Annotated in this window: 23 protein-coding genes and 1 riboswitch; of the genes, 6 read left to right on the top strand and 17 right to left on the bottom strand. The window is 71.4% G+C overall.

Annotated features, from left to right (window positions below):
- Positions 1-31: 31 nt before the first annotated feature.
- Both ACW9TB_RS08650 and ACW9TB_RS08655 read right to left on the bottom strand, forming a co-directional pair.
- Entirely contained in the window at positions 32-1066 is a 1035-nt protein-coding gene (locus tag ACW9TB_RS08650; protein ID WP_472747403.1) for a hypothetical protein, read from the bottom strand.
- The gene (locus ACW9TB_RS08655) at positions 1063-1554 is read right to left on the bottom strand and encodes a SigE family RNA polymerase sigma factor (protein WP_472747404.1); all 492 of its coding nucleotides are present in this window, start codon (positions 1552-1554) and stop codon (positions 1063-1065) included. Before ACW9TB_RS08655 ends, ACW9TB_RS08650 begins: the two co-directional genes overlap by 4 nt.
- 265 nt (positions 1555-1819) lie before the next feature.
- Here ACW9TB_RS08655 and mmuM point away from each other — a divergent pair, with 265 nt between their 5' ends.
- Positions 1820-2692: a homocysteine S-methyltransferase gene (gene mmuM / locus ACW9TB_RS08660; protein WP_472747405.1), complete on the top strand. Its 873-nt coding sequence runs from the start codon at positions 1820-1822 to the stop codon at positions 2690-2692.
- Positions 2693-2798: 106 nt separating this feature from the next.
- On the opposite strand, the gene ACW9TB_RS08665 is transcribed toward mmuM, so the two are convergent.
- Entirely contained in the window at positions 2799-4262 is a 1464-nt protein-coding gene (locus ACW9TB_RS08665) for a rhamnulokinase (RefSeq protein ID WP_472747592.1), read from the bottom strand.
- Positions 4263-4529: 267 nt separating this feature from the next.
- On the bottom strand, positions 4530-6572 hold the full coding sequence (locus tag ACW9TB_RS08670) for a bifunctional aldolase/short-chain dehydrogenase (RefSeq protein ID WP_472747406.1): 2043 nt from the start codon (positions 6570-6572) through the stop codon (positions 4530-4532).
- A gap of 245 nt (positions 6573-6817) precedes the next feature.
- On the opposite strand from ACW9TB_RS08670, the gene ACW9TB_RS08675 reads away from it, so the two are divergent.
- A complete protein-coding gene (locus tag ACW9TB_RS08675) occupies positions 6818-7834 on the top strand; it encodes a LacI family DNA-binding transcriptional regulator (protein ID WP_472747407.1) in 1017 nt (338 codons plus the stop codon).
- Positions 7835-7858: 24 nt separating this feature from the next.
- On the opposite strand, the gene ACW9TB_RS08680 is transcribed toward ACW9TB_RS08675, so the two are convergent.
- The gene (locus ACW9TB_RS08680) at positions 7859-8599 is read right to left on the bottom strand and encodes a lysophospholipid acyltransferase family protein (RefSeq protein WP_472747408.1); all 741 of its coding nucleotides are present in this window, start codon (positions 8597-8599) and stop codon (positions 7859-7861) included.
- 149 nt (positions 8600-8748) lie between these two features.
- On the opposite strand from ACW9TB_RS08680, the gene ACW9TB_RS08685 reads away from it, so the two are divergent.
- Entirely contained in the window at positions 8749-9513 is a 765-nt protein-coding gene (locus ACW9TB_RS08685) for an alpha/beta hydrolase (protein WP_472747409.1), read from the top strand.
- A 66-nt stretch (positions 9514-9579) separates the two neighbouring features.
- Entirely contained in the window at positions 9580-10056 is a 477-nt protein-coding gene (locus ACW9TB_RS08690; protein WP_472747410.1) for a hypothetical protein, read from the top strand.
- A gap of 242 nt (positions 10057-10298) precedes the next feature.
- On the opposite strand, the gene ACW9TB_RS08695 is transcribed toward ACW9TB_RS08690, so the two are convergent.
- The 7 genes from ACW9TB_RS08695 to ACW9TB_RS08725 form a co-directional block, all read right to left on the bottom strand.
- Complete coding sequence (locus tag ACW9TB_RS08695) at positions 10299-11426, bottom strand: hypothetical protein (RefSeq protein ID WP_472747411.1); 1128 nt, start codon at positions 11424-11426, stop codon at positions 10299-10301.
- 86 nt (positions 11427-11512) lie between these two features.
- Positions 11513-12403, bottom strand: a complete 891-nt coding sequence (locus ACW9TB_RS08700; RefSeq protein ID WP_472747412.1) for an endonuclease/exonuclease/phosphatase family protein — start codon at positions 12401-12403, stop codon at positions 11513-11515.
- 139 nt (positions 12404-12542) lie between these two features.
- Positions 12543-13487, bottom strand: a complete 945-nt coding sequence (locus ACW9TB_RS08705; protein ID WP_472747413.1) for an ROK family glucokinase — start codon at positions 13485-13487, stop codon at positions 12543-12545.
- A gap of 26 nt (positions 13488-13513) precedes the next feature.
- Entirely contained in the window at positions 13514-14749 is a 1236-nt protein-coding gene (locus ACW9TB_RS08710; RefSeq protein ID WP_472747414.1) for a hypothetical protein, read from the bottom strand.
- Complete coding sequence (locus ACW9TB_RS08715) at positions 14739-15911, bottom strand: ArsA family ATPase (protein ID WP_472747415.1); 1173 nt, start codon at positions 15909-15911, stop codon at positions 14739-14741. The genes ACW9TB_RS08710 and ACW9TB_RS08715 overlap by 11 nt, the downstream gene beginning before the upstream one ends.
- A gap of 67 nt (positions 15912-15978) precedes the next feature.
- The gene (locus ACW9TB_RS08720) at positions 15979-16416 is read right to left on the bottom strand and encodes an SRPBCC family protein (RefSeq protein WP_472747416.1); all 438 of its coding nucleotides are present in this window, start codon (positions 16414-16416) and stop codon (positions 15979-15981) included.
- Between the two features lie 139 nt (positions 16417-16555).
- Positions 16556-17323 carry a metallophosphoesterase family protein gene (locus ACW9TB_RS08725; RefSeq protein WP_472747417.1) on the bottom strand — a complete coding sequence of 256 codons (768 nt, stop codon included), beginning with the start codon at positions 17321-17323 and terminating at the stop codon, positions 16556-16558.
- A 220-nt stretch (positions 17324-17543) separates the two neighbouring features.
- Between ACW9TB_RS08725 and ACW9TB_RS08730 the strand changes: the two genes are divergently transcribed.
- A complete protein-coding gene (locus ACW9TB_RS08730) occupies positions 17544-19337 on the top strand; it encodes an AMP-dependent synthetase/ligase (protein WP_472747418.1) in 1794 nt (597 codons plus the stop codon).
- A 258-nt stretch (positions 19338-19595) separates the two neighbouring features.
- Here the strand turns inward: ACW9TB_RS08730 and ACW9TB_RS08735 are convergent, their stop codons facing one another.
- The 4 genes from ACW9TB_RS08735 to ACW9TB_RS08750 all read right to left on the bottom strand — a co-directional run bounded on the left by ACW9TB_RS08735 (position 19596) and on the right by ACW9TB_RS08750 (position 23660).
- Positions 19596-20720 carry a glycosyltransferase family 4 protein gene (locus ACW9TB_RS08735; RefSeq protein ID WP_472747419.1) on the bottom strand — a complete coding sequence of 375 codons (1125 nt, stop codon included), beginning with the start codon at positions 20718-20720 and terminating at the stop codon, positions 19596-19598.
- Entirely contained in the window at positions 20717-21994 is a 1278-nt protein-coding gene (locus ACW9TB_RS08740) for a M48 family metallopeptidase (RefSeq protein WP_472747420.1), read from the bottom strand. Before ACW9TB_RS08740 ends, ACW9TB_RS08735 begins: the two co-directional genes overlap by 4 nt.
- The gene (locus ACW9TB_RS08745; RefSeq protein WP_472747421.1) at positions 21991-22860 is read right to left on the bottom strand and encodes a hypothetical protein; all 870 of its coding nucleotides are present in this window, start codon (positions 22858-22860) and stop codon (positions 21991-21993) included. Before ACW9TB_RS08745 ends, ACW9TB_RS08740 begins: the two co-directional genes overlap by 4 nt.
- Positions 22861-23081: 221 nt before the next feature.
- Positions 23082-23660 (bottom strand): C40 family peptidase, encoded by a 579-nt coding sequence (locus ACW9TB_RS08750; protein ID WP_472747422.1) that lies wholly within the window; start codon positions 23658-23660, stop codon positions 23082-23084.
- Positions 23661-23742: 82 nt separating this feature from the next.
- A riboswitch (cyclic di-AMP (ydaO/yuaA leader) is annotated at positions 23743-23901 on the bottom strand.
- Between the two features lie 461 nt (positions 23902-24362).
- Here ACW9TB_RS08750 and ACW9TB_RS08755 point away from each other — a divergent pair.
- Positions 24363-25082, top strand: a complete 720-nt coding sequence (locus ACW9TB_RS08755; RefSeq protein ID WP_472747423.1) for a phosphoribosyltransferase — start codon at positions 24363-24365, stop codon at positions 25080-25082.
- On the opposite strand, the gene ACW9TB_RS08760 is transcribed toward ACW9TB_RS08755, so the two are convergent.
- Positions 25024-25980 carry a C40 family peptidase gene (locus tag ACW9TB_RS08760; RefSeq protein ID WP_472747424.1) on the bottom strand — a complete coding sequence of 319 codons (957 nt, stop codon included), beginning with the start codon at positions 25978-25980 and terminating at the stop codon, positions 25024-25026. The two genes, ACW9TB_RS08755 and ACW9TB_RS08760, sit on opposite strands and share 59 nt — an antisense overlap.
- Positions 25981-26219: the final 239 nt, after the last annotated feature.

A 26219-nucleotide genomic window follows, 5' to 3' on the forward strand; every position in this document is an offset into this window, starting at 1 on the left:
GGGCACGAACGCCGGGCCGGTTCCAAGGCTTTTACGGCTTGACGGTGACGGTTATCGTCGGCTCCGGCCGGACGGCCGCACCTGTTCGGTCCGGCCTGACGGTGACGGTCCTCGTCGGCGTCGGCTTCGGCTTCGGCCGAACAGCCGTACCCGGTCGGTTCGGCTCGACGGTGACAGTCCCCGTCGGCTCCGGCTCCGGTCGTACCGCCGTACCCGTCCGACCATCCGGCTCGACAGTCACAGTCCTCGTCGGCGTCGGCTTCGGCCGAACAGGCGTACCCGGTCGGTTCGGCTCGACGGTGACGGTCCTCGTGGGCTCCGGCCGTGGGGTCGCGACCACCCGGTCGTAGACCCCGACCTCCCAGCGTCCCGGCCGCCGCCCGAGTTCGGCGGCCACCCGTTCGATGACCCCGGGCCGGAGCAACTCCGCCGTCAGGTACTTGCCGTCACACAGGCCCAGCTCTTTCCTCACCACCTTGCACTTCTCGTACCCGACACCGGCGGGCCCGGGAGGACCGATCGGTGTGTCGCCGGGCAGGACCCAGATCTTGAGATCCTGGGGCCGCTCCAACCAGCCGGAGGGCATCGACTGCCTGTCGTAGAAGTGTTCCGTGCCGTCCTTTCCGCAGCCGCCGACCGAACCGCCTCCGCTGCCCATCCGGACCATCACCACCAACGCCTTCGGGTCGGCGCACACGACCCTGTACGAGGTGTGGACGCTCAACGGCTGGAACGTGACCGTCACACCGGCGGGCACGGTCGCGGAACCGTACGACTTGATCAGAGGGGCGTCCAGGACGTTCCTGGGGGGCAGGGCGGACGACGGTGAGATCCTCGCCGCCGTCGGCGGCTCCTTCTCCGTCGGCTCCGCGTCCCTCCAGAGCCCCTGGACCGGGAAGGCCACGGCGGCCACGGCGGCTCCCGCCAGCGCCATGCCCGCCATGCCCGCCACGGTCCTGCGCCGCTTGATGCGACGGCCACGCCGTACGATCTCCCGCACGTCGGGGGGACCCTCGGAGACGCGCTCGGCCAGCACCGCGCGCAGCTCGTCCTCGGTATGGATCATCGTCTCGCTCCCGTCATCTGGATCTCCGAATGGACGCGAAGCCGTTTCAGCGCCCGGCCGAGCTGGGTCTTCACCGTGCCGAGCGAGCAGCCGAGCACGTCGGCGCACTGCGGGAGGGTGAGTTCCTCGAAGTAGTGCAGGACGATGACCGCGCGCTGCCGCCTCGACAGGCCGCCGATCGCCTCCCGGAGCACCTGGCGGCTGCCGACCTCGGCGGTGAAGTCCCGCGGGTCGGCGCGTTCGGGAAGGTGCTCGGCGGGCACCTCGTCGCGCCACTTCCTGCGCCACCAGGAGGCGTGGGTGTTGACGATGATCCGGTGCACGTACGGGTCGGGATCGCCCTCGATCCGCCGCCACGCCACCCACGCCTTCGCGAGCGCCGTCTGCACGAGGTCCTCGGCCGTCGCCCTGTTCCCCGTGAGCAGATACGCCGTATGTCGGAGCCGCTCGTAACGCGTCGCCACATAACCGTCGAACCCGTCGTCCATTCGCGATCTCCGTCCTGAAGCCTCACAGACATCTACTCGGCGGCGAGCCGGTTCGGACGACAGCCGGAGGTGACGAGTGAGTCTCCGGGCGCCGTTTCGCGGAAGCGAGGCGAAGAGCGCGACGTCCCTCTCCGGAAACGAACCTCGCCTGGGCGTGGCTCACAGTACGCAACGAAGATGCCCGCGAGACCGATATGGGACAGCGCGGAGCAGAGGGCGGGAAGAGCGGGGTTCCAACCCCGGCCGCGCCACATAAAGTAGCGGGATGGTGATTCTGGACGGCGGCCTGGCCACCCATTTGGAGGAGCTGGGCGCGGACCTGCGAGACGATCTCTGGTCGGCGAAACTCCTGCTGGAGAACCCCTCCGTGATCCGGCAGGCGCATCTCGACTACTTCGCCGCGGGCGCCGAGGTGGCGATAACGGCGAGTTACCAGGCGAGCATCCCCGCGTTCGTACGGCGAGGTCTGAGCCCCGCCGAGGCCGAGGACCTCATCCTGCTCTCGGTGCACCTGGCCGCCCAGGCCAGGGACACCCACGGCTCGGGCACCGTGGCCGCCAGCGTCGGCCCGTACGGCGCCTACATGGCCAACGGCGCCGAGTACACCGGCGACTACGACCTCGACGAGGACGGCCTGACCGACTGGCACCGCGACCGCTGGCACATCCTGGCCGACAGCGAGGCCGACCTGATGGCCTGCGAGACCATCCCGTCCTACAGCGAGGCCAGGGCGCTGCGGCGGCTGCTCGCCGAGACGCCGGGAATGCGGGCGTGGGTGAGCTTCTCCTGCCGGGACGGCGAGCACATCAACGACGGCACCCCGCTCAAGATGGCGGCCGGTCTGTTCGCCGGGAACCCCCAGGTGATAGCGATCGGCGTCAACTGCACGGCACCGCGCCACGTGCTCAGCCTGATCTCGCAGATCAAGGGCAAGCCCACCATGGTCTACCCCAACTCCGGCGAGGTCTGGGACTCGGCGAACCGGCGCTGGCTCGGGCTGGCCGACCCGGTGGAGTTCGGAGAGGCCGCGGCCGGGTGGACCGCCGCGGGCTCCGCCTTCGTCGGCGGCTGCTGCCGTACCACCCCGGAGCACATCCGCCAGATCCGCGCCCACCTCACCGGTTCGGGCGCCCCCTGAGGCCCTGACCGGCCACCACACGTCCCCTGCCCGTAGCCGCCGGATCCCCCTGCCGCACCTCTCGGGGGAATCCGGCGCCGGACGCCCTTCCCCGGCGACGTCCGCCTCACCCTTCGCCGGGAAGCGTCTCCGCGCCGGGGCGAGGTTCGTAGCGCTCCAGGTGCTGGGTACGCCGGACCAGGGCGCGCAGGTCGGTGAGGGTTCCCGAGACGACCCCGTCCGCTCTGGCCTGGACCAGGACGTTGCCGATCGAGGTGGCCTCGACGGGTCCCGCGACCACGGGGAGGCCGCAGGCGTCGGCGGTGAGCTGGCAGAGCAGCGCGTTGCGCGAGCCTCCCCCGACGATGTGGATCGTGTCCACCGCCCGGCCGGTGAGCCGCCGGGCGTCCTCGATCGCCGCCCGGTGGGCCAGCGCCAGGGAGTCGATCACGCAGCGGACGATCTGGGCACGGGTCTCCGGTACGGGCCGTCCGGTACGGCGGCAGAAGTCGGCGATGCGTCCGGGCATGTCACCGGGCGTGTGGAAGATCGGGTCGTCGGCGTCCACGACCGACCGGAACGGCTCCTCCCGGGCGGCCCGCCGGAGCACCTCCTCCAGATCGACCAGCCCTCCCGGCACCTCGGCGGGCGACTCCGTGGACGGCTCCGCGCCGGGTGGGGGCTTCTCCGACTCCCAAGTACGGACGCACTCCTGCAGGAGCCACAGCCCTGTGACGTTGCGGAGGTAGCGCACGGTGCCGTCGATGCCCGCCTCGTTGGTGAAGTTGGCCCGCCGCCCCTCCTCGCCGATCATGGGCTGCTCCAGCTCGACGCCGACCAGTGACCAGGTACCGCAGGAGATGTAGGCGAACCGCTCGCTCCCCGCGGGAACCGCCGCCACCGCGGAGGCGGTGTCGTGGGAGCCGACCGCGATGACCCGGGTGTCCGGGGAGAGCCCGACCTCGCCCGCCACCTCCGGCGTCAGCGGGCCGATCACCTCGCCGGGACGCCGGATCGGCGGCAGAACCCCGGCCGGGGAACCGAGGCCACCCGCCAGCACGGCGTCCCACTCGCGGGTCCTGGCGTCGAGCAGCTGGGTGGTGGAGGCGTTTGTCAGCTCCGCGCCGATCTCCCCGGTCAGCCAGTACGCGATCAGGTCGGGAATGAGCAGCAGCGTCGAGGCCGAGGCCAGCCGGGGCTCGGCGGCGAGCTGGTGGATGGTGTTGAACGGCTGGCGGGCGATGCCCGTGCGGGCGTACAACTCCTCGAAGGGGACCTGGCTGGCCGCCTTCCCGGTGCGGGCGTCGCGGTAGTGGACGGGATTGCCGAGCAGCGCGCCGTCGCCGTCCAGGAGCCCGTAGTCGACGGCCCAGGAGTCGATCCCGATGCCGTCGACGGGGCCCGCCGCGCGCAGGCCGTCCAGCACGCCCCGGTAGATCCGCAGGATGTCCCAGTAGAGCGTGCCACCGGCCCGGACGGGCACGTTCGCGAAACGGTGCACCTCGCGCAGTTCCAGGATGTCCGGCCCGATCTCGGCGACGACCACCCGGCCGCTCGACGCGCCAAGGTCGACCGCGGCGTACCGCCCGATCCGCCCGGTCCCCCCGGTCCGCCCAGCCTGCGCGGCTTGCCCGGCGTGTGCGATCCGCTCACTCCGCGCGGACTGTCCAGACTGCACGGACTGTCCAGGCCGCGCGGCTCCTCCACCTCGCGCGGCCTGCCCGCCCCGCGCGGACCGTCCAGGCCGCGCGGTCCCTCCGGTCCCCGGTGCCGACTGCATGCGAGCCCCTCTCAGGAAGCGGGAATCAAGTATCGGGGACCGGAGGGGCCGCCCGATGAACCAGGCAGGGAAGCGGGGTCAGCGCAGGAAGGCCGCCGCGACGCCCGCGTCGACCGGGATGTGCAGCCCGGTGGTCTGGGTGAGCTGGGTCAGCTGGAAGACCGCTCCCGCCACGTGCTCGGGCAGCACCTCGCGCTTGAGCAGGGTGCGCTGCGCGTAGTACTCGCCCAGCTTCTCCTCCGCCACCCCGTACACCGCCGCCCGGTTGGCCCCCCACCCCGAGGCGAAGATGCCGGACCCGCGTACCACCCCGTCGGGGTTGACCCCGTTGACGCGGATCCCGTACCCGCCGAGCTCGGCCGCGAGCAGCCGTACCTGGTGCGCCTGGTCGGCCTTGGCCGCCCCGTAGGCCACGTTGTTGGGCCCCGCGAACACCGCGTTCTTGGAGGAGATGTACACGATCTCCCCGCCCATCTCCTGGACGATCATCACCCGGGCGCTCTCCCGCGAGACCAGGAACGACCCGCGGGCCATCACGTCGTGCTGCAGGTCCCAGTCGGCCGCGGAGGTCTCCAGCAGCGAGCGCGACAGCGACAGGCCCGCGTTGTTGACCACCAGGTCCACCCCGCCGAACGCCAGCACCGCCTCCCGGATCGCGGCGACCACCTGCGCCTCGTCGGTGACGTCCACCTCGACCGCGACCGCGACGTCCTCCGGCCGGTACGCCCTCGCGCCCAGTTCGGCGGCGACCTCGCGGGCGGTGCCGAGGTCGCGGTCGGCCACCACCACGCACGCGCCCTCGGCGGCCAGCCTGCGCGCGGTCGCCGCCCCGATGCCCGAGCCGCCGCCGGTCACCACGGCCACCCGCGTCGCCAGCGGGCGCGCGGGCGGCATCCGGCGCAGCTTGGCCTCCTCCAGCTCCCAGTACTCGATCCGGAACTTCTCGCTCTCCTCGATCGGCGCGTACGAGGAGAGCGCCTCGGCGCCGCGCATCACGTTGATCGCGTTGACGTAGAACTCCCCGGCCACCCGCGCGGTCTGCTTGTCCCTGCCGAAGGAGAACATGCCCACGCCCGGCACCAGCACGATCGCCGGGTCGGCCCCCCGCATCGCGGGCGAGCCCTCCACGGCGTGCCGCAGGTAGTAGGCCGCGTACCGCTCGCGGTAGTCGGCGTGCAGTTCCCGCAGCCGGGCGACCACGTCCTCGACCGGCGCGGTGGCGGGCAGGTCCATCACCAGCGGGGCCACCTTGGTCCGCAGGAAGTGGTCGGGGCACGAGGTGCCCAGCGCCGCCAGCTCGGGGTGGCGCTCGCGCGACAGGAAGTCCAATACCTCGCCGGTGGCGGTGTAGTGGCCGACCTGCGGGGCGTCGGTGGAGGCCAGGCCCCGCACCACGGGGAACAGCGCCGCCGCCCGCGCGGCCCGCGCCTCCTCCTCCAGCGGCTCGTACCCGGCGAGCACCGGCCCGAACGGCTCCGCCCGGCCGTGCTCGGCGATGTACGCCTCCGCGGTGCGGATGATCTCCAGTGAGGCGGCCTCGCAGGCGGCCGAGGTGTCACCCCAGGCGGTGACGCCGTGCCCGCCCAGGACGCAGCCGATCGCCCGGGGGTTGCCCGCCCTGATCGCCGCGATGTCCAGCCCCAGCTGGAAGCCCGGCCGCCGCCAGGGCACCCACACGACCCGGTCCCCGAAGATCCGCGCCGTCAGCGCCTCGCCGTCGGCGGCGGTGGCGATCGCGATCCCCGCGTCGGGATGCAGGTGGTCCACGTGCGCCGCGTCCACCAGGCCGTGCATCGCGGTGTCGATCGACGGCGCGGCGCCGCCCGTGCCGAAGGCGCAGAAGTCGAACGCCGCGACCATCTCGTCCTCGCGCTCGACCCCGGGGTACACCCCCGTCAGCGCCCGCAGCCGGTCCAGCCGCAGCACCGCCAGGCCGCGCTCGGCCAGGGTGCCCAGGTCTCCGCCCGACCCCTTCACCCACATCACCTCGGCCGGAGTCCCGGTCACGGGGTCGGTCGCCGTCCCCTTGGCCGAGGTGTTGCCCCCCGCGAAGTTGGTGTTCCGCGGATCGGCGCCCAGCGCGTGCGACCGCTGCAGGAGTTCCTCGACCGGCGACGTCATGGCACCTCTCCGCTCACTTGTTCACCCGTTACCTCCCGCGGACACCCGGCGGAGCCCTCGTGGGAGATCCGGGCGCGGCGGAGTGGATCTTCTTAAAAACGTTTTAACAGCGAGGAGAAAGCTATGCGACACGTACGGCACTGTCAACGCCGTCGGACCGGATCGCGGGCCGAAAGCCGTCAGGCGGGCCGAAAGTACCGGCACCGACTGGCGGTCCATCGGTTGTTACGTTTTAATCAGTGCACATGAGTTCGGTGAGCATAAAGGAAGTCGCGACACGGGCCGGGGTGTCCCCCGGAACGGTCTCCAACGTGCTCAACCGCCCGGAGAAGGTCGCCGAGGCCACGCGGGTCCGGGTCGAGGAGGCCATCCGCGACCTCGGGTTCGTCCGGCACGGCTCCGCCTCCAGCCTGCGGGCCGGGCACAGCCGCACCGTCGGCCTGTCGGTCATCGACATCGGCAACCCCTTCTTCACCGACGTGGCGGCGGGGGTCGAGGAGGTGGCCAGCGAGCGCGGGTACGCGGTGATCCTGGGCAACTCCTCGGGCGACCGGCTCAAGGAGGAGCGCAACCTGCTGGTCTTCGCCGAGCAACGGGTCCGCGGGGTGCTCATCACGCCCGCCGGGGCGAACCTGGCCAAACTCGACCAGCTCAAGGAGCGCGGCATCAGCGTGGTGCTGGTCGACCACCCCGCCGAACGCGCCGACCAGTGCTCGGTGGCGGTCAACGACATCACCGGCGGCTCGCTGGCGGTCTCCCACCTGCTGTCCAGCGGGGCCGAGCGGATCGCCTACGTCACCGGCCCCCTCACCATCCGCCAGTGCGCCGACCGCCTGATCGGCGCGGAGCGGGCGCTGGCCGCGGCGGGCCGCGACCCCGGGGAGACCCTGGAGGAGATCGCGATGAGCGCGATGAACGCCAGGTCGGGACAGCAGGCGGCGGAGAAGATGATCGCCGGGGGGCGGCTGCCCGACGCCGTGTTCTGCGCGAACGACCTGCTGGCCCTGGGCATGCTGCGCGGGCTGCTCCAGGCGGGCCTGCGGGTCCCCCAGGACGTCTCCCTCATCGGCTACGACGACATCGACTTCGCCTCCGCGTCGGCGGTCTCGCTCAGCTCCGTCCGGCAGCCGACCCACCGGCTGGGCCGGGTCGCCACCGAGCTGCTGCTGGACGAGTGCGACAACCCCGGGTCGCACGCCCATCAGCAGGTCATGTTCCAGCCCGAGCTGGTCGTCCGCGAGTCGACCCGCCGAGCCCCCTGAGCGCCCTGTTTCAGGACACCTGTCTCAGGGACGCCTGCGCGCCTCCTTGGCGGCCTGCCTCGCGGTCTCCTTCGCCTCCTTGGCAGCACGGGCGGCTTCGACCTTGGCGCTCGCGGCGTATTTGTCGACGTACTCCTGGCCGGAGAGCTCCATCAGCGCATACATGATCTCGTCGGTGACGGCGCGCAGGACGAGGCGGTCCTCCTCCATCCCGTAGTAGCGGGTGAAGTCGAGCGGCTTGCCGAACTTCACCCCGGGGCGGATGCCCAGCTTGGGCAGGACGCTGCCCGGGGGCATCATCTCGAAGGTGTTGACCATCGCCCACGGGATGACCGGCACGCGCGACTCCAGCGCCAGGCGGGCCACACCGGTCTTGCCCTTGTAGAGGCGGCCGTCGTGCGAGCGCGTCCCCTCGGGGTAGATGGCGAGCACGTGCCCCTCGTCGAGGATGCGCTTGCCGGTGCGCAGCGCCGCCTCGCTGGCCTTGCCGCCCGAACGGTCGATGGGGACGGTGCCGACGCCGCTGAAGAAGGCCTTGCTCATCAGTCCCTTGAGACCCCGGCCGGTGAAGTAGTCGGACTTACCGAGAGAGATCACCTTGCGCCGCAGGAACAGCGCCCCGAAGAAGTGGTCGGCGAACGACAGGTGGTTTCCGGCCAGGATTACCGGCCCTTGCTTCGGCACGTTCCCCACGCCCTCCACCCAGGGGCGGAAAATCAGATGGAGTAGGGGCGAGAGGATGGCCTTGACCACCCAGTAGAACACTCGATGCTCCTTCGATCGACAGGCGGGGACCTGGAGTTATCCTCCCACTTCCGATCCCGGCCACCTACCCCACCGAACCACCCAAATCGACCTCTCGCAAAACATGTCCCAGTCGTGCGACGATCAGGCGAACCTTACTAGGAGCCGCGATGCCAGTCATGCCCGGTGCGGAGGCGTACCACCATGCGGGGGGACAGATCGGCGTCCTGCTCTGTCACGGTTTCACCGGATCACCGCAGTCGTTGCGCCCCTGGGGCGAATACCTGGCGGCGGCGGGTGTGACGGTGGCGCTGCCGAGGCTGCCCGGCCACGGCACCACCTGGCGGGAGATGGCCCGCACCCGCTGGGAAGACTGGTACGCCGAACTGGACAAGGCCCTGGCGGACCTGCGCGGCAACTGCGCCGAGGTCTTCGTCATGGGCCTGTCGCTCGGCGGGTGCATGGCACTGCGGCTGGCCGAGGTGCACGGCGACGGGATCAGGGGGGTGGTGGTCGTCAACCCCTCGATCGTCAACGACGCCCCGCTGCTCAGGCTGGCGCCCCTGCTCAAGTTCGTGATCGCGTCGGTGCCCGGCGTCGCCGGGGACATCAAGAAGGAGGGGGCGTCCGAGCTCGGCTACACGCGTACGCCGGTCAAGGCCGCGGCCACCCTCCTGCGGCTGTGGTCGCTGACCCGGTCGGAGCTGAGTAAGATCACCCAACCCGTCCTGGTTTTCCACAGTCCACAGGATCATGTTGTGAAACCGGAGAGTGTGCGTATTCTGCGTGAGAGGCTGACCGGGGGGAATCTGAATGTGGTGGAACTCGCCGACAGCTACCACGTCGCGACGCTCGACAACGATGCCGATCGGATCTTTGCGGGGAGCCTGGAGTTCATCACCTCGAACGCGTCTGTACCCTTGCAGAGAGACTGATCGCGAGCGGGGGATGCGCGGTCTCCGGAAGAAAGTGATCGGCCGATGAACAACGGGCCCAACTAGGTGACACCTCAAAGCGATGAGGACGAGGTCTGGCGTCAGATCGTCGCGTCCTTCAACGACACCGCCGAGCGCGACTCGGCAGATCAGCCGTGGCCGGACAGTGAGAACCTCCCGGCCGAGCCTCCGCGACGGGTGATCAAACAGTCGGACGAGGAAGACCTCCTGCGTGAGGACGACCCCGCCGACGAGGCCGAATCCGGCACGGAACAGTCCGACGGCGAGGACGAAGAGGGGCACTACGTGCCTCCGCCCCCGCCTCCCCTGCCCAAGACGGACGCCACCACCAAGATCGCATGGCTCGCGCTGTTCGGCGGCCCCGCCTACCTGCTGCTGAGCGCCGCGCTCAACTGGAACCTCCAGGGGTGGATGCTCTTCACCGCGGTCGCCGCGTTCATCGGCGGTTTCGTGGCGCTGGTGGTCCGCATGGGTGACGGCCCGCCCAACGACTCAGGCTGGGACGACGGCGCGGTCATCTGAGCGGTTGAACGTTTCGTCTTCGAGTGTTCCGTTTGTGAGCGTTCCGTCCAACCGCGCGTCGTTCAACTGCGCGTCGTCCACCCGGGCGTTGTCCAACTGCGCGTCGTTTAACCGTGTGTCGTCCAACCGCGCATGCCCACCCGGGCGGGTCCTCTCGCGGGCATTCTGGGCAGGACATCGGGGCGTCGGCCGCGCCCGTCCGGGTGGGTCGTCGCCGACCGCCGGGCACGACCGTTCCGGGGTTACGGCTTGGTGCGCTCCGGGGTGCCGAAGCGCTCGATCACGTCGGTGTACTTGCCGGAGGCGTCGACCACGTGGCCGACGGTCCACACGGTGTCGGTGCCCGGCAGGTAGGCCACCGACTGGAGCCTCACCGTCCGGGGGGCGGCGGTCTCCGGACCGCGCAGCGCCTTGATCGTGCGCCCGTCGTATCGGAGCAGGAAGGCCTCGCCCGGCCGCTCCAGATCGACCCCGGAGATCCAGAAGTGGCCCTTGCGGTCACCCGTCACCCCGTACAGGCGGACGTCGCCGTCGGGGAGGGACACCCGGGACCACTTCTTGCCGTTCCACGACAGGGCCAGCGGGACGATCCCGCCGTCCTCCCGGTAGACGCCGCCGACGGCGAGGGCCCGCTTGGGCCCGTCGAGGTGGACGTCACGCAGGTAGCCGCCGGGAATCTCCGGGGCCTTGTGGGTCTTCCAGCGCCCGCCGGACTGCCTCATGATCAGCGGCTTGCCCCCGGTGTCGCCCACCGCCCACCCGTCGCTCTTGCCCGACAGCGCCACCCCGTACAGCGCGCCCCTGTCGGGCAGCTGGGTGAGCTTCCACTTCGAGCCGGTGCCGGTCACGACCATGGGCAGCTTGTCGCGGCGCCCGACGGCGACCACCCGGCCGGGAACGGCCGCCACCCCGCCCAGCCAGTCGCCCGAGTGCAGTTTGTCGACGATGACCCTGTCGAAGGACGCCCCGTCTCCCCTCGCGAGGTAGGGGAGGCCGTCGTGACCCTCGCCGACGGCCCACAGCTCGGTCGCCGAGGCCGCCGCGACGGAACGCAGGGGTCCGGCGCCGGTCGGGTCGTTGCGGATGCCGACCTCGTTCCAGGAGGTGCCGTCCCAGTGGGTGATCGCGCCGCGGCTCTGCCAGACGTCCCAGACGCTCTGCTGGCCGACCGCCCAGACGCTCGTGGCCGAGACCCCCGCCACGTCGGACAGCGACCCGTCGCTGCTCAGGCCCGCGCTGACCGGAGCCTGCCAGGCCTCGGCCGCGGGCGGGCTGACGGGATCGGCGTGGGCTGGGAACGTTTGCGAGGACAGCAGGAGCAGGCCTCCCGCGCAGAGAACCAGCGCACGCCGCGGAAGGCGACGGGTCATGTTTCAAATGGTACGGGGCTCGTCCGCTCCCCGCATGCCGGTCTCCCCACTTGAGCGGCGCGATCTGGAAAGACGCCCTGCCCTCGTCACGGAAACGCCCGTCCTCCCGGCTCTCCCGGCGCCCCGGGGAGGCCCGGGCCGGGCTCCTCCGGCGTGGCGCCCGGGTGACCACCGGTGCCGGACGATCTTGCCGGGGCCGTACCGGAGAGGGGATTCGAACAGTCGCCGGACCCCCGCGTCCCGGAGCCGGTGTCCACGGCGGGATCCGGACGGTCGCCGGTCTCGGGGCGCGGGTGGTCCAGCTCGGCGATCACCGGCAGGTGGTCGGTGGCGGCCACCAGGTCGGCGGGGTCGGCGTCGGCCCCGCCGCAGGAGACCACGGAGAGACCCTCCATCGCGAAGATCGCGTCGATCCGCTGGTGCGGGCCCCTGGCCGGGAAGGTGAAGCCGTCGCCGCGTGGCGAGACCGGGTAGCAGTCGGTCAGCCGCTCGGCGAGGTGCCGCCAGCTCGGCTGTCCTGACTGCTCGTTGATGTCCCCGGCCAGCACCGGCAGCGCGTCGAACCGGTCGGCCACCTCTCGCAGGAACCTCACCGCCTCGTCCGCGTGACGGCGCCGGGCGGTCTCGTCGAGGTCCAGGTGGATGGAGCCGACGGCGACCCGCCGTCCCCCCGACTCCACCACGGCGACCGCGATGGCACGCCGTTCCAGGGGGAAGAAGGACTCCAGGAGACGGCCCTCCCCGTGCAGCAGCCGCACCCCGGGGCCGGTCAGCACGGCGACCCCGCCCCTGCGGCGGCCCGCGGCCACGGCCAGCCCGCCGAAGGCGGCCAGCCGCCTTCGCCTGCGACGCCAGCACAGGAACCGGGGGGCCTCCTGCACACAGAGCACGTCGGCGCGGAGCGCGGCGACCACCCGCCCCAGCGCCGGGACGTCATCCTTCATGGAGCGCACGTTGTAGCTGGCGATCCTGAGCACCACGGCCACCTCACTTCGCGACGCGTGCGGCGAGGATAACCGCGCTCCACCGGACGTACCAGCCGCCCGCCCCGATCGGCATACGGGCGGCCGGTACGAATCCAGAAGTGATCGGCACGCGCGGGTGAGAGCCGCCGCGTCAGCGTCTGCGGGCGAGATCCGCGGCGCCCACCAGGCCCGCCGAGGCGCCGAGTTCGGCACAGCGGATGTCGGCCAGCGGGCGGTGCCCCCGGCCGCTCAGGTGGGTGTTGTAGAACTCGCGGGTCTCGTCGATCCACAGGTCGGCGGCCCGCGAGACGCCGCCGCCGAGGACGAAGCAGCCCGGGTCGAGGACGGCGGCGAGGTCGGCCAGGCCCTGGCCGATCCAGCGGGCCATCGAGGAGAACGCGGCCAGCGCGGCCGGGTCGCCCTGCCTGGCGGCCTCGGTGACCTCCTGGCCCTCGATCTCCTCTGGTGTCCCTCCGGCGATCTCCAGGAGCTTGACGGCCTTGTCCGGCTCGGCCTCGGCGATCCTCCTGGCCTCGCTGACCAGGGCGTTCCCGCTGGCGTACTGCTCCCAGCAGCCGAGGTTGCCGCACCCGCACAGACGCCCGCCGGGGACCGCCTGCATGTGGCCGAGCTCGGCACCCATGCCCCAGCGGCCGCGATAGAGGGACCCGTCGAGCACGATGCCGCCGCCGATGCCCGTACCGACGGTCACGCACACCAGGTGGGTCTCGCCGCGACCGGCACCGAACCTGGCCTCGCCCCAGGCCATCGCGTTGGCGTCGTTCTCCACCACGACGGGAAGGCCGACCATGTCGGAGACCTTCCGCTGCAGGGGCTCCTCACGCCAGGCGAGGTTGGGGGCGAAACGGACAATGGACCTGGTCTCGTCGACGAATCCGGCCGCGCCGAGACCGACGGCCTCGATCTCCCGGCCCTTGGAGAGCTCCAGGATCACGTCACCGATCGTGTGGGCGACCTGGTCCGGATTCTCCGCCGGGGTGGGCCGCAACACATGCTCGATGATCTGGCCGTCCTCGTCGACGACTCCCGCCGCGACCTTCGTACCGCCGATGTCCACACCGATGGTCAGCGCCATTGTCCATTCATCCTCTCCCCCTGGGCTCACCCCAGGTCGATGTGCTCCACGGGGGTGTCTCCTCGCTCGCGCTCCCGGTCCCGCTGTGCGGGCGCGGGCTTGGCGAGTCCGTCGACGGCCGACTTGAAGGCGGCGAACAGCTCGGTGCCCGCCTGCATGAGGTGGTCGGTGACGGCACCGCCCGACTCACGCTGTGCGGCCATCGCGCGGCAGACGGGGCAGGCCCGGCAGATGTACTCCTCATGCTGCTCCGAGACCGCCTCCTCCCACACGTCCCGCTCTCTTCTTCCTCGCCCGCCACCGGAGAGCGCGCTGCCGAACCCGGTCATCGTGCCCTTGATCAGGTTCTTGCGGAGTTCCCTGGTGGCTTTCTGCTGCAGCGTGCCGAAGAGCTTGAACGCCTCCTCGGCGGCGGTGCCCAGCGGGTCCTTGCCGGTCTGGGAACGCTCGTCGCGCGCCCGCTCCCCGGCCGTGGCGTCCTTACCCCGCCCGGCGGGCTCAACCCGCTCGGCGCGGTTGGCAGGCTCGACCCGGTCGGCGGGCTCGGCGGGCCGGGCCCACGGGGTCCATCCGGCCGCCCGCTCCTCGCGCCTGACCCGCTCGGCGCGCTCGAACCACTCGGCGCGCGCGTCGCGCTCGGCGGCAGGAGTACGCCCGGCGGACGAGCCCTGGCCGGAACCCGGAGTCTCAGCGGCAGGCGAGGTCTCGCTGGAGCCCGGGGGCTCAATGACAGGCGTGGTCTCATCGGAACCCGGGGTCTCAACGACAGGCGAGGTCTCGTCGGAGCCCGGGGCCCGCTTGGTACGCGAGCCCCGGCCGGAGCCCGGAGTCCGCCCGGCAGGCGAGGTCTTCGGGGCCTGCTTGGAGCCCGGGGTGGTCGAGGCGGAGGTCACGGCCTCCACCTCGACCACCTCCACCCGCTCGACCCGCGCGGGCTCCTCGACGATCTCCACCCGCTCAACCCGCACAGCGGACTCGACGGACTCGACGGACTTGGACGATCCGGTACGCCCGCCCTTCGGGGACTTCCCGGCCGGCTCCGCGCTCCGGCTCCGCTGGGCCGTCTTCCCGGTGCTCCGGCTCTTCTGAACCTTGGCGGCGCCCTCGGCGCCGCCGACGATCCCGGTGCCCTCGGCGATCCCGGTGCCCGCGACGTCTCCGGCCTCGGGCGCCGGTGTCACGGCAGCGGCGGCGGTCTTCCGAGGCTTCCTCGGCGCGCGCGGCTTCGGGGTCTTCTCTGCGTCGTTCGTGTTATCGGTCATCAGGCCCTCCCGATTCGAACCGTACCCGGAGAAACCCGTCTCGGAGCGCGGCGTCCCGCACCGGCCTGCGGGCCAGGGCGGCGGGCAGGGCCAGGACACGGCGGTAGGAACCGGCGTTGACGATCAGCTCGTCGCCCTTGCGCGCCAGATCGACCTCGTCCTTGTCCGCGAGCGGCAGGGCCAGGATCAGCTCGCCCTCGGCGGTGATCCGCAGCGGCGGGTCGACGGAGGGCGGGGCGAAGGGGTCGTCCTTGCCGTACATGACCTCGGCGACGTCGGTGAGGGCGTCGAGGCCGACGGGCTCGGCCTCCAGGTACGGTACGACGCGCACGGGCAGCGGCGCGAAGGACTCCTCGACCTCGGCCAGGTGGCGGGCCTGGGCCCGTACCCACTTCTGCCGCCACGGGTCGGCGCCCTCGGAGGGGAAGACGCGGTTGGCGATCACCGCGTCCACCCGGTAGCCGTACAGGCTGAGGGAGGTCAGCGTGCGCCGGGCCTCGGCGAGCACGACGGCCTCGGGGGTGAGCACCAGCCTGACGCTCGCGTCGGGTCCGGTGAGCAGCTCGCGCACCTCCATCAGGCCCCGGTGGAGCCGCTCTCCCGCGCCGATCACGTGATCTTCCGGCACGCTGACCTGCGCCAGGCGGCGGACCAGCGGGGAGAGGGTGCTCAGCAGCCGCCTGCCGATGGGCAGCAGCCGGTTCACGTGCCAGTCGAGGGCCTCGGGCAGGGCGAGCAGCCGGAGCGTCTCGGCGGTCGGGGCGCAGTCGATGACGATGACGTCCCACAGCCCGGTGCGTGCCTGCTCGCGTAGTTCGAGGAGCGCGATGATCTCCTCGGCGCCGGGCAGCACCGTGATCTCCTCGGCGGTCACCTCGTCGAGGCCGAGTTCGGCGAAGACGCCCCTGGCATAGTCGCGCAGCTCACCCCACTGGCGTTCGAGCGCCCTCTGGGTGTCGACCTGGTAGAGGGAGAGGCCGGGCGCGATCTCCGTGGGCTCCCCGCCCGCCCGTACGCCGAGGGCGTCGGCCAGCGAGTGGGCGGTGTCGGTGGAGACCACCAGGGTCTTGAGCCCGGACCGGGCGGCGAGCGCGGCCGTGGCGGCGGCGACGGTCGTCTTGCCGACGCCGCCCTTGCCGGTGAAGAGCAGGACCCTGCTCACGCCGCCTCCCGGCGGGGCGGCGCGGGGCTCCGCTCCGCGACCGCGCCGTGCCGCGCGCCCCGCCCCATCATGGGGTCTCGACGCGCTTCTTCAGCCCCTTCAGGGCGGTGTCGATGATGACCTTCTCCGCCTTCCGCTTGATCATGCCGATCATCGGGACCTTGAGATCGACGGCGAGCTCGTACGTCACCTCGGTGCCGCCGCCCGCGTCGGCAAGACGATAGCTCCCGGTGAGCCCGGAGACCATCTTTCCCGCCTCGGCGATGTTCCAGTCGACGGACTCGTCGCCGTGCCAGGTGTAGCGGAGGGTGTATTCGTCGCTGATCACGCCCGCGTCGAGGACGAAGCGGACCGTGGCGGGCCGTCCGTCCTCCCCCGTGGAGAGGACGCGCGCGGCCTTCACCTGACCTGCCCACTCCGGGTACGAGGGGAAGTCGGCGATGACCGTCATGATGGTCGACCGGTCCGCGCCGATCTTGATGCTGGAGGTGGTGCGATCAGCCATGGGGCAACCGTACTGCTTCACGATCGTCCGCGTACGTCCGGCGGGGCCCGGCGTGGCCGCCGCACTGGCAGGAAGCGGCGCGACGGGGCGGACACCCGCGCGACCGCCGCTCCGGTGACGGGAAACGCCCCGGGCGCGGCTACCACTCCAGGACGTAGGGGACGCCTCTGTTCCGGAAGTGCCCCACGTTGAGGCATTCGGTCCTGCCGATCCGGGTGCGGGCGGCGAGGGGCTGGTGCACGTGGCCGAACAGGGCGTAGCGCGGCTGGGTCCGCTTGATCGCCTCCAGGGTGGCCTCGCTGCCCCGCTCGAAGCGCCGGGCGACCACGTCGTAGAGCAGTTCGGGGATCGCGGGAGGGATGTGGCAGCAGAGCACGTCGACCTCGCCGACGGCCTCGACCTTGCGGGCGAACTCCTCGTCGTCGATCTCGTACGGGGTGCGGTACTGGGTGCGCAGCCCGCCCCCGACGAAGCCGAACCGCAGGCCGCCGATCTCCACGACCTCGCCGTCGAGCACCCGGTGCCCCTCGCGGACGTACTCGGGCCAGTAGGCAGGGAGGTCCACGTTGCCGTAGGTGATGTACGCGGGGGTCGGCATCGCGGCGAAGATCTCGCCGTACTGCCGCCGTACGGAGCGCTCGATGTGGTCGCGGGGGTCGCCCTCCAGCGAGGCCCACAGCGCGGAGGACATGGCCCGCGCCTCGTCGAACCGCCTGGCCGTCCGCAGCGCGATGAACTCCCCCGCCCGCTCGGCCCCGAAGAGCTCGGCGAAGATGCCCTGGGAGTGGTCGTCGTAGTCGACGAACAGGATCAGGTCACCCAGGCAGATCAGCGCGTCGGCGCCGTCTCCCGCGCGGGCCAGTGCGTCGGCTCTTCCATGAACATCACTGACGACATGAACCCGCATGTCAGACATCCTAACCACCAACGAATACGGCCATATGTGATGAACCTCGCAGGGCGTGGGCGTGACAGGGAGGCGCACGGCGCGGCCGACGGCCCAGGGTGACGGTCCTTGCTACGGTGAAAACACTCTTGATAACGCCTGGGTGACGAATTTATCCATGCGTAACTTATCGCGATAACTTCCAGGCAGCCCATCGATCGTGCGTCTCCAGGAGTGACCCGTGCGCGAGTACAGCGTCCCCGTGCTGGTGGATGTCCCCGCCTCCGCCAACCTCACCGACACGGTGTTCCGGCGCGCGGAGGAGGGGCCCGACGTCGTCGCCCTGCGCCGCAAGGTCGGCGACGACTGGGCCGCCGTCACCGCCCGCGAGTTCCGCGACCAGGTCGCCGGGGTGGCCAAGGGCCTGATCGCGGCGGGGGTGGAGCCCGGCGACCGGGTGGCCCTGATGTCGCGCACCCGCTACGAGTGGACCGTGATCGACTACGCGATCTGGGCCGCCGGGGCGGTCAGCGTGCCGATCTACGAGTCCTCCTCGGCCGACCAGGCCGCCTGGATCATCTCCGACAGCGGCGCGAAGGCCGTGTTCGTCGAGCTGGAGTCGCACGAGGAGACCGTCCGGGAGGACGCGTCCGGCCTGCCCGGCCTCAAGAACGTCTGGCGCATCGAGGGCGGCGCCCTGGACGAGCTCACCGCGCTCGGCGCCGAGGTCGCCGACAGTACGCTCGACGAGCGCAGGACCGGGCGCGGCATCGCCGACCTGGCGACCATCGTCTACACCTCGGGCACCACCGGCAGGCCCAAGGGCTGCAGCCTCACCCACGACAACCTGCTGTTCACCGCGAAGAACGTCGCGAACGGCCCGCTGGAGCGCCTGTTCACCGTGAACGAGAGGGCGGCGCTGCTCTTCCTGCCGCTCGCGCACGTCTTCGCCCGCATCATCGAGATCGTGCTGATCGAGACGGGCACGATCCTCGCGCACACCCCCAACATGAAGAACGTCGCCCCCGACCTGCAGGCCTTCAAGCCCACGTTCCTGCTGGGCGTGCCCCGCGTGTTCGAGAAGGTCTACAACGGCGCCGAGCAGAAGGCGACCGCCGAGGGCAAGGGGAAGATCTTCCACGCTGCGGCCGACACCGCCGTCGCCTGGAGCAGGGCTGAGGCGGCGGGCGGCGCGGGGCTGGGCCTCAAGCTCAAGCACGCCCTGTTCGACAAGCTCGTCTACGGCAAGATCCGCGCCGCGACCGGAGGCAGGCTGACGACGGCGGTGTCCGGCGGTTCCGCTCTGGGCGAGCGGCTCGGCCACTTCTTCCGCGGCGTGGGCATCGAGACCCTGGAGGGCTGGGGCCTCACCGAGACCTCCGCGCCGTCCTCGGTCAACATGCCGGGGGCCAACAAGGTCGGCACCGTCGGCAAGCCGTTCCCCGGCGTCACCATCGGCATCGGCGAGGACGGCGAGGTGCTCGTCAAGGGCCGCCACGTCTTCCGGGGGTACTGGAACAACGACGAGGCCACCGCCGAGGCGATCGACGCGGACGGCTGGTTCCACACCGGCGACATCGGCGAGCTCGACAAGGACGGCTACCTCCGCATCACCGGGCGCAAGAAGGAGATCATCGTCACCGCCGCGGGCAAGAACGTCGCCCCGGCCCCGATGGAGGACCACATCCGCGCCCACCCGCTGATCAGCCAGGCGATGGTGGTCGGCGACGACAGGCCGTTCGTCGCGGCGCTCGTCACGCTCGACATCGAGGCCCTGGAGCAGTGGAAGGCCGCCAACGGCAGGGCGGGGGCGAGCCTCACCGAGCTCAGCACCGACCCGGCGATCGTCGCCGAGGTGCAGAAGGCGGTGGACGGCGCCAACAGGTTCGTCTCCAAGGCCGAGCAGATCAAGAAGTTCTCCGTCCTCGACATCGACATCAGCGAGGAGAGCGGGCACCTCACCCCGACCTTGAAGATCAAGCGCAACATCGTGATGCGCGACTTCGCCAAGCAGGTCGACGCCCTCTACGGCTGAGAGGCTCTCGCGGGCTCCAGGTCGCACCTGGAGCCCGCGGGTCTCCGCACGTCTCCGCGAGCTTCCTCGACTCTCCCCGACGGTCGGAACCGGCGCCGTCTTCCGGCACCGGACGCCCACGGGACCCCCTCGGGTCTCCCCGCGATGAACGGGAACCGGACACCGTCTCCCGGCTTCGGACGCGCTTGAAGGCCCCCTCGGGGCTCCGGACGCGCCCAAAAGCTCTCCGCGACGCACAACACAGGGCCGGGCGTACGGCTACGGGGTCTCCGCGGGTTCGAGGAGGCGGGCGAAGCGGGAGGCGGCGAGGTCCCAGCTCCACTCCCGCGCCGCCCACTCGCGCCCGCGTTCCCCCATGGCGCGCGCCCCCGCCGGGTCCTTGAGCAGGCCGACCAGGGCCGCCTCGACCTCGCCGAGGCGGGTGCCGTCGACGACCAGGCCGGTCTCCCCGCGCAGCACGGCGTCGGGGGCGCCGCCCGAGGAACCGGCCACCACGGGCAGGCCGCTGGCGGAGGCCTCCAGGTAGACGATGCCGAGTCCCTCCACGTCGACGCCGCCCAGGCGGGTGCGGCACGGCATGGCGAACACGTCGCCCGCCGCGAGGTAGCCGGGCAGTTCCGCCTCGGACACGGGGCCGATGATCCTGACCGAGGCGCCCATCGGCCGGGCCAGCCGCTCCAGGGTGCCGCGGTACGGGCCCCCGCCGACGATCAGGAGCACCGCGCCGGGCACGTCCCTGATCACGCCGGGCCAGGCCCGCAGGAGCGTGTCCTGGCCCTTGCGCGGTACCAGCCTGGACAGGCAGACCACCACCGGCCGCTCTCCCAGGCCGAGTTCCGTGCGCACCCGCCCTCCCCCGGCCCCCGGGTGGAACACCTCGGTGTCGACGCCGGGCGCGAGCCGCACCAGCTTGTCCTCGGGGATCACCCGGGCCAGCCGCCGCCGGGTGTACTCCCCCAGGTAGGTGACCACGTCGGCGTTCGCCCCGATCCTGGCGAGCACCCGGCGACCGGCCGGGATCCCGGCCCAGCCCGCCTCGTGGCCGTGGGTGACCATGACGACGCGGCGGGCCCCGGCCTCGCGCATCCTGGGCGCGATCAGCCCGAGCGGCGCCGCCGCCCCGAAGACCACGGTGTCGCATCCGAACGCGGCGACCAGCCCGGCGGCCCGGCGGGCGACGGCGGGCGTGGGCAGCATCAGCGAGGTGGGGTGCCGGACGACGGGGTACGGCTGGCGCAGGTCGAAGGCCGCGCTGCCGGCCCACCGGGGGGCGTAGACGACGACGGAGCCGGGCGGGCGGCGGGCGATGAGGCCGTACACGAACGACTGGATCCCTCCCGCGCGGGGCGGGAAGTCGTTCGTGACGACCAGCGTGCGGTTCACGGCTCGGGGAGGCCGTTCAGCCCGGCCCAGGAGCGTGCCATGGCGATGCGCTGCGGTGCCGTGGGATGCGATGCATAAAGCACATATTCAACTAAATCAGGCGATAAATCCGAAATATTAGTAACTGACAGTCGTTTCTGCATGGCCACGAACGTCGCCGGGTCCCTGGTCAGGTCCAGCGCGTGCACGTCCGCACGGGCCTCGATATGCCTGCTCACCAGGTTCTGGGCCGGTCCCGACAGGACCGTGGCCAGGCTCAGCAGTCCCATGACCAGCCCCACCGCCCCCGGGTCGCCGAGCGAGGTGATCCCCGCCCTGCGCCGCACGCCCCCCGCCGAGGTCACCAGGTAGAGCAGGCACGCCCCGAACGCCGCGCCCAGGCCGCCGACGAGCGTGCCCCACAGCACGTCGTCCGCCTTGGCGTGGCCCAGCTCGTGCGCGACCACCAGCTCGACCTCGTCGGCGGGCGCGCGGAGCAGCGTGTCGTAGACCACGATCCTGCGGGTCGCGCCGAACCCGGAGACGTACGCGTTGAGCGCGGTGGTCCGCCGGGAGGCGTCGGCGACGAGCACGTTCTCGACCGGCACTCCGTCCCTGGCCGCCATGGCGAGCAGGTCGTCGCGGAGCTTCCCGGCCTCCAGCGGCCTGAAGTCGTTGAAGACCGGCTCGATGAGCACCGGGTAGGCGAAGGAGGCGGCCACGGTCAGGACGAACGCCCCGGCCGCCGCGGGGATCCACCAGCGCCGGTAGCGCCGCGCCAGGCCGATCACCGCCACCACCATGATCGCGGTCAGCCCGGTGCCGATGCCGGTGCTCTTGGCCCGGTCGGCCGCCCACGACGGCCAGGTCTGGGTGGACAGCCCGAAGTCGCGCAGGTAGCTCTCCGACCACATCCCCAGGGGCCAGCGCAGGATCGCCACGGCCACCGAGAACGCCAGCACGCCGAGCAGCGCCCGCAGCCACCACGGCCCCGGCAGCCGGGCGGCGAGCCGCGCGCCCAGCGGGGTGGCGATCAGCACCCCCGCCACGACCAGCGTCAGGCCGAGCGACAGGTAGCCGGGGAGACTGACCAGCGCGTCGAACGTCCCGGCCCTGGCGATCTGCTCGGGGGTGAAGTCGCGGGCCGGATCGGGGGCGACGGCCGGAGCCCCCTCGGACAGCGTCCTCCAGGGCGTGGTGAACGCCACGACCGCGAGCGTGGCCACCCCCAGGCCCGCCGTCGCCCACCCCGCCGTCCGCACGCCCGAGGACGCGTCCGTCGTGCTCAGCGTCACGTGAGTTCCTTCCTGAGGTAGTCGCGCCAGGCTCCGGTGAACTCGGCCACCGGCAGTCCGAGCGCGCTCCCGACATCGCTACCGTAGAGCCTCACCAGCGCCTTCTCCCCGAAGCGCTCCGCGACGAACCGGCAGGCGAGCCACGCCTCCTCGTACGCCTGCGCGAGCCTCGGCGCGCCGGGGGCGAAGTCGGCCGGGCCGGGGAGGCCGCCGGGCAGGACGCCCGAGCGCACCTCGGCGGCCAGTTCCGCGGCGGCCGTGCGCACCGCGAGGCCGGAGTCGCGGTAGCCCGCGTAGTCGGCGAAGCCCTCCGACAGCCACATCGGCACCCGGCCGCCCCGGGTCGCCCCGGTGGCCACGTGGGCGAGCTCGTGGGTGATCACCACGTCCCTGCCGGTCGCGGTGAGCCTGGCGTATCCCGACGGCAGGACGATCACCCGGTCCGCGGTCGCCATCGCGGCCAGGCCATGGGTGCTCCCGGCCCCGGCGAGCGCCGCGGCCTCGGCGTCGGTGGCGGGGAAGAGGACCACCGCGTCGACCGGCCCCCAGAGCTTCGCGATCGTCGCGCGGGCCCGGTCGGCCCTGGCCGCCAGGTCCCGCAGGACGGCGGCCTCGACGCCGTGGCCGATCACGAGGGAGTGCTCGCCCCGGACGGTGACGGCGGCGCCCGGCCACAGGCCGCGCGGGCTCCCGGGGGCGTACGGGACGCGCCGGAGGGTCCGGGCGTCGTACGGGGGAGGGTGGCGGGGGGCGCGCGGGAGCGGGGCGGCTCCGGCCAGGAGGGGGCCCGTCCCGGCCAGCGGGGCGGCGCTCATCAGCGCCAGCATCCCGGCGAGCACGGCGCGGCGCCCTTTCTGGACGGACACGAGCCGATGGTACTCGACCGGCGTGGAGCGGCCCCGGCCCTCCTGGTGGGGGGCCGGGGCCGCTGTTCCGTGCTCGGGCGCGTGCTTCTGACACACGCCCGGACGCGGGCTCGGGCGCCGTGTTCAGGCCTCGTACTCGAGGTACTCGGTTGCCGTGTTCAGGCGCGGGTCTCGGGTTCCGCGCTCGGCGCGGGTCCCGGGGTCCGTGCCCGGACGCGGGCTCAGGTTCCGGGCCGTACCGCTCCGGCGAAGGAGGACCTGTAGTAGCCCGCCAGCCTCACGATACGAACCGTCTTGCCGCTGCTCGGCGAGTGGACCATCCTGCCCTTGCCGACGTACATGCCGACGTGGCCCTTCCCGCTGAAGAACAGCAGGTCACCGGGGAGCAGCTTGCTCCACGAGACCTTCTTCCTGATCGACCGGTACTGGCTGTGCGTGATCCTGGGGAGGGACACGCCCGCCTTGCGCCAGGCGTATCTGACGAGCCCCGAGCAGTCGAACGCTCCGGGACCGGAGGCTCCCCACCGGTACGGATCGCCGATCTGCTTCCTGGCCGCCGAGACCGCCTTGCCCGCCCGGACCTTCTGCAGTGCCGCCTTGCTCAGCTTGACCTTGCCCTTGGCCTTGACCTTGGCCTTCGCCGTGGTCGTGCCCTGGGCGGCCTGAGTGGCGGTCTCCTTGGTACGTTCCGCTTTCTCCGAAACCCAGGTCGTGCTGTTGGTCAGGATCTCGGAGGGACCGTCCGCCGTCGCCCGCGCCGCCGTGGATCCGAGGGTGACCGCTCCGGCTGAGGCGGTCAACGTGAGGGCGATACCGCCGATGGAAAGGCGGAAAAGGCGCGACAAACGGGGGTTGTGCAGGGTGGTAGACAGGATTTCTCCTTGGGACTTCCACTGATGCCTACCGGGTTAGCTGACGGGTTCGGGCTTGGAAGATGCCCTACGGCACAAATGTGCAGATTCACCCCTGGCCACGCTGTGCTGGGCCTCTGGGTCCCCGGTTCCATGCCTCCTGGCTGCGTGGATTCGGCGGGCCGCCGTGACGAGCCCTGCCCCCGGGTGGGGGCACGGCGGCCGGTTGGATTTCTATAAGGGACACCGGCCCGAAGACCGACATTCTTCGCGACGGCGTGGCTTGACGTCGCGACGCCAGGAAGTTACCCCGATCTCCAACTTTCGGCAAAGCATTCGTCAAAATCGGAAGATCGAACAGCCCTCTTGATCTTCCTGTTACCCCTGCTTGATGGCTATTTATGCTATTGAGATATGACTCTCGTCACATCCTTGGTATCGAACCCGACAAATCACGATTTTGTAATATTCATCACACTTGCCGTGATCTAGGTTTAATCCTGGTGAATGGACCGCTCCAGGGTGCTCTCGGCGCCCGGCGCACGCGTGGGCGCCGTAGATCGACTCCCGAGAGTCCACTCCGGCGAGCACAGGGGTTATGTTCCTGTTTGAGGCATTTCGGGTGATGCATCACCCAAGGGGGCGATAGCAATGTCGAACCGCCTGTTCCAGGACAGACACCACGCGGGCCGGGTGCTCGCGGATCTCCTCGGGAAGTACCGGGACCGGCCCGGCGTCGTCGTCCTGGGACTGCCCCGGGGCGGCGTGCCGGTGGCGTACGAGATCGCGGTGGCCCTGCGCGTCCCGCTCGACGTCTTCCTCGTCCGCAAGCTCGGCGCCCCGGGAAGGGAGGAGCTCGCGATGGGGGCGATCTCCAGTGGCGGGGTGACCGTCCTCAACGAGGGCGTCGTCAGGGGCCTCGGCGTCCCACCGGAGACCGTCCGGCGGATCGCCCGGCGCGAGGGACGGGAGCTGCTCCGGCGCGAGCGGGCCTACCGCGAGGGGCGCCCGCCGCCGGACCTCGCGGGCAGGACCGTCATCGTGGTGGACGACGGCCTCGCGACGGGGGCGAGCATGCGCGCCGCCCTCCAGGCCCTGAGCCGTTCCCGGCCCGCCAGGACCGTCGTCGCCGTACCCGCCGCGCCCAGGTCCACCCGCCGGGACCTCGCCGCCCTGGTGGACGAGGTCGTCTGCGCCACCACGCCCTCGCCCTTCCTCGCGGTCGGGCAGTCGTACCTGGACTTCACCCAGACGACGGATGAGGAGGTACGCGACCTCCTCCGCGCCGCGCCGGGTCCGGGCGCCGCCACGGTCAGGGGCGGACGGCTCCGACGATCCGGCGGCCGTAGGCGGACAGCGGGACGACCTTGACGACGTCACCGGTCTGCGGGGCGTGCACGATCTGGCCGTTGCCCGCGTACATGCTGACGTGGCCGAGACCCTCGCTGAAGATGAGGTCGCCGGGCTGGAGCTCGTTCAGCGAGACCTTGCGGCTCGCGCCCCAGCTCCACTGCTCCCAGGTCGTACGAGGAAGGGTGACTCCCCCGCTGCGCCAGGCCCCCTGGACCAGGCCGGAGCAGTCCCAGCCGCTGGGGCCCGTGCCGCCGTACCGGTAGGGCTTGCCGACCTGGGCGAAGGCGAACTGCAGGGCGGCGCGGGCGTTGCCCGAGGCCGAACCGTTGTACTGGATCCCGGCGCTCTCGGGGTTGCCCGTCTTGAAGACGTTGAGCTCGCGCAGGATCTTCGTCTGGGCCCTGACCATCTTGTCGGCCTTGGACTTCTCCTTGGCCAGGTCGTCACGCGTCTCGTCGGCCTCGGCCAGGGCCTTCTTCGCCTCGTCCCGGCTGGTCCGCAGCGTCTTGGTGGCCTCGTCGAAGGCGCTCAGGGACTGGGCGCGGGAGGTGGACATCTGGTCGGCGGCGGCCAGGCCGCTCAGCAGGGCACCGGGGTCGGTCTGGTAGATCATGCCCTCCCAGCCGTTGATCACCCCGACCTGGTAGGTGCTGACGGCCATCGTGACGAGTTCCTTGCGCAACCCGGCGACCTGCTCGTTCTGCCGGGTCAGGTCGCCGTTCAGCGTGCGGTACTTCTTCCTGGCCCGCTTCCACTTCTCCGAGGCCTGGTTGTACTTCTCGACCACCTGGTCGGCCTGCTCGTTGAGCTTCTCCAGCTTCTTCTTGGCCTGGGCGAGTGTCGGCTTCGGCTCTGCGAACGCTCCGCTCACCGGCAGCATCAGCAGCGCGAGAGCGAGCCCTGCCGCCACCGGCATCCGAATCAGTCCAACCGGCAAACCCGCCACGGCCACGTCAACGCCTCCCGAATGCCTGCACCAGACCTGCGGCGAATAGTACAGAAAAAGTAATGACTGCCTCACCTTTTCGCCGGGTTTGCCCCTTACCTATAGGTAAACGCTTTACCCCCGGCTGGCGACGCCGTTCCTGCCGAACGACGGTGCCCGAGCCGCGGGGAGCGGTCTGGCCGGGACTTTCGGCCTCGCCGCCCGCGGGC

The organism is Streptosporangium sp. H13245, assembly GCF_055690525.1.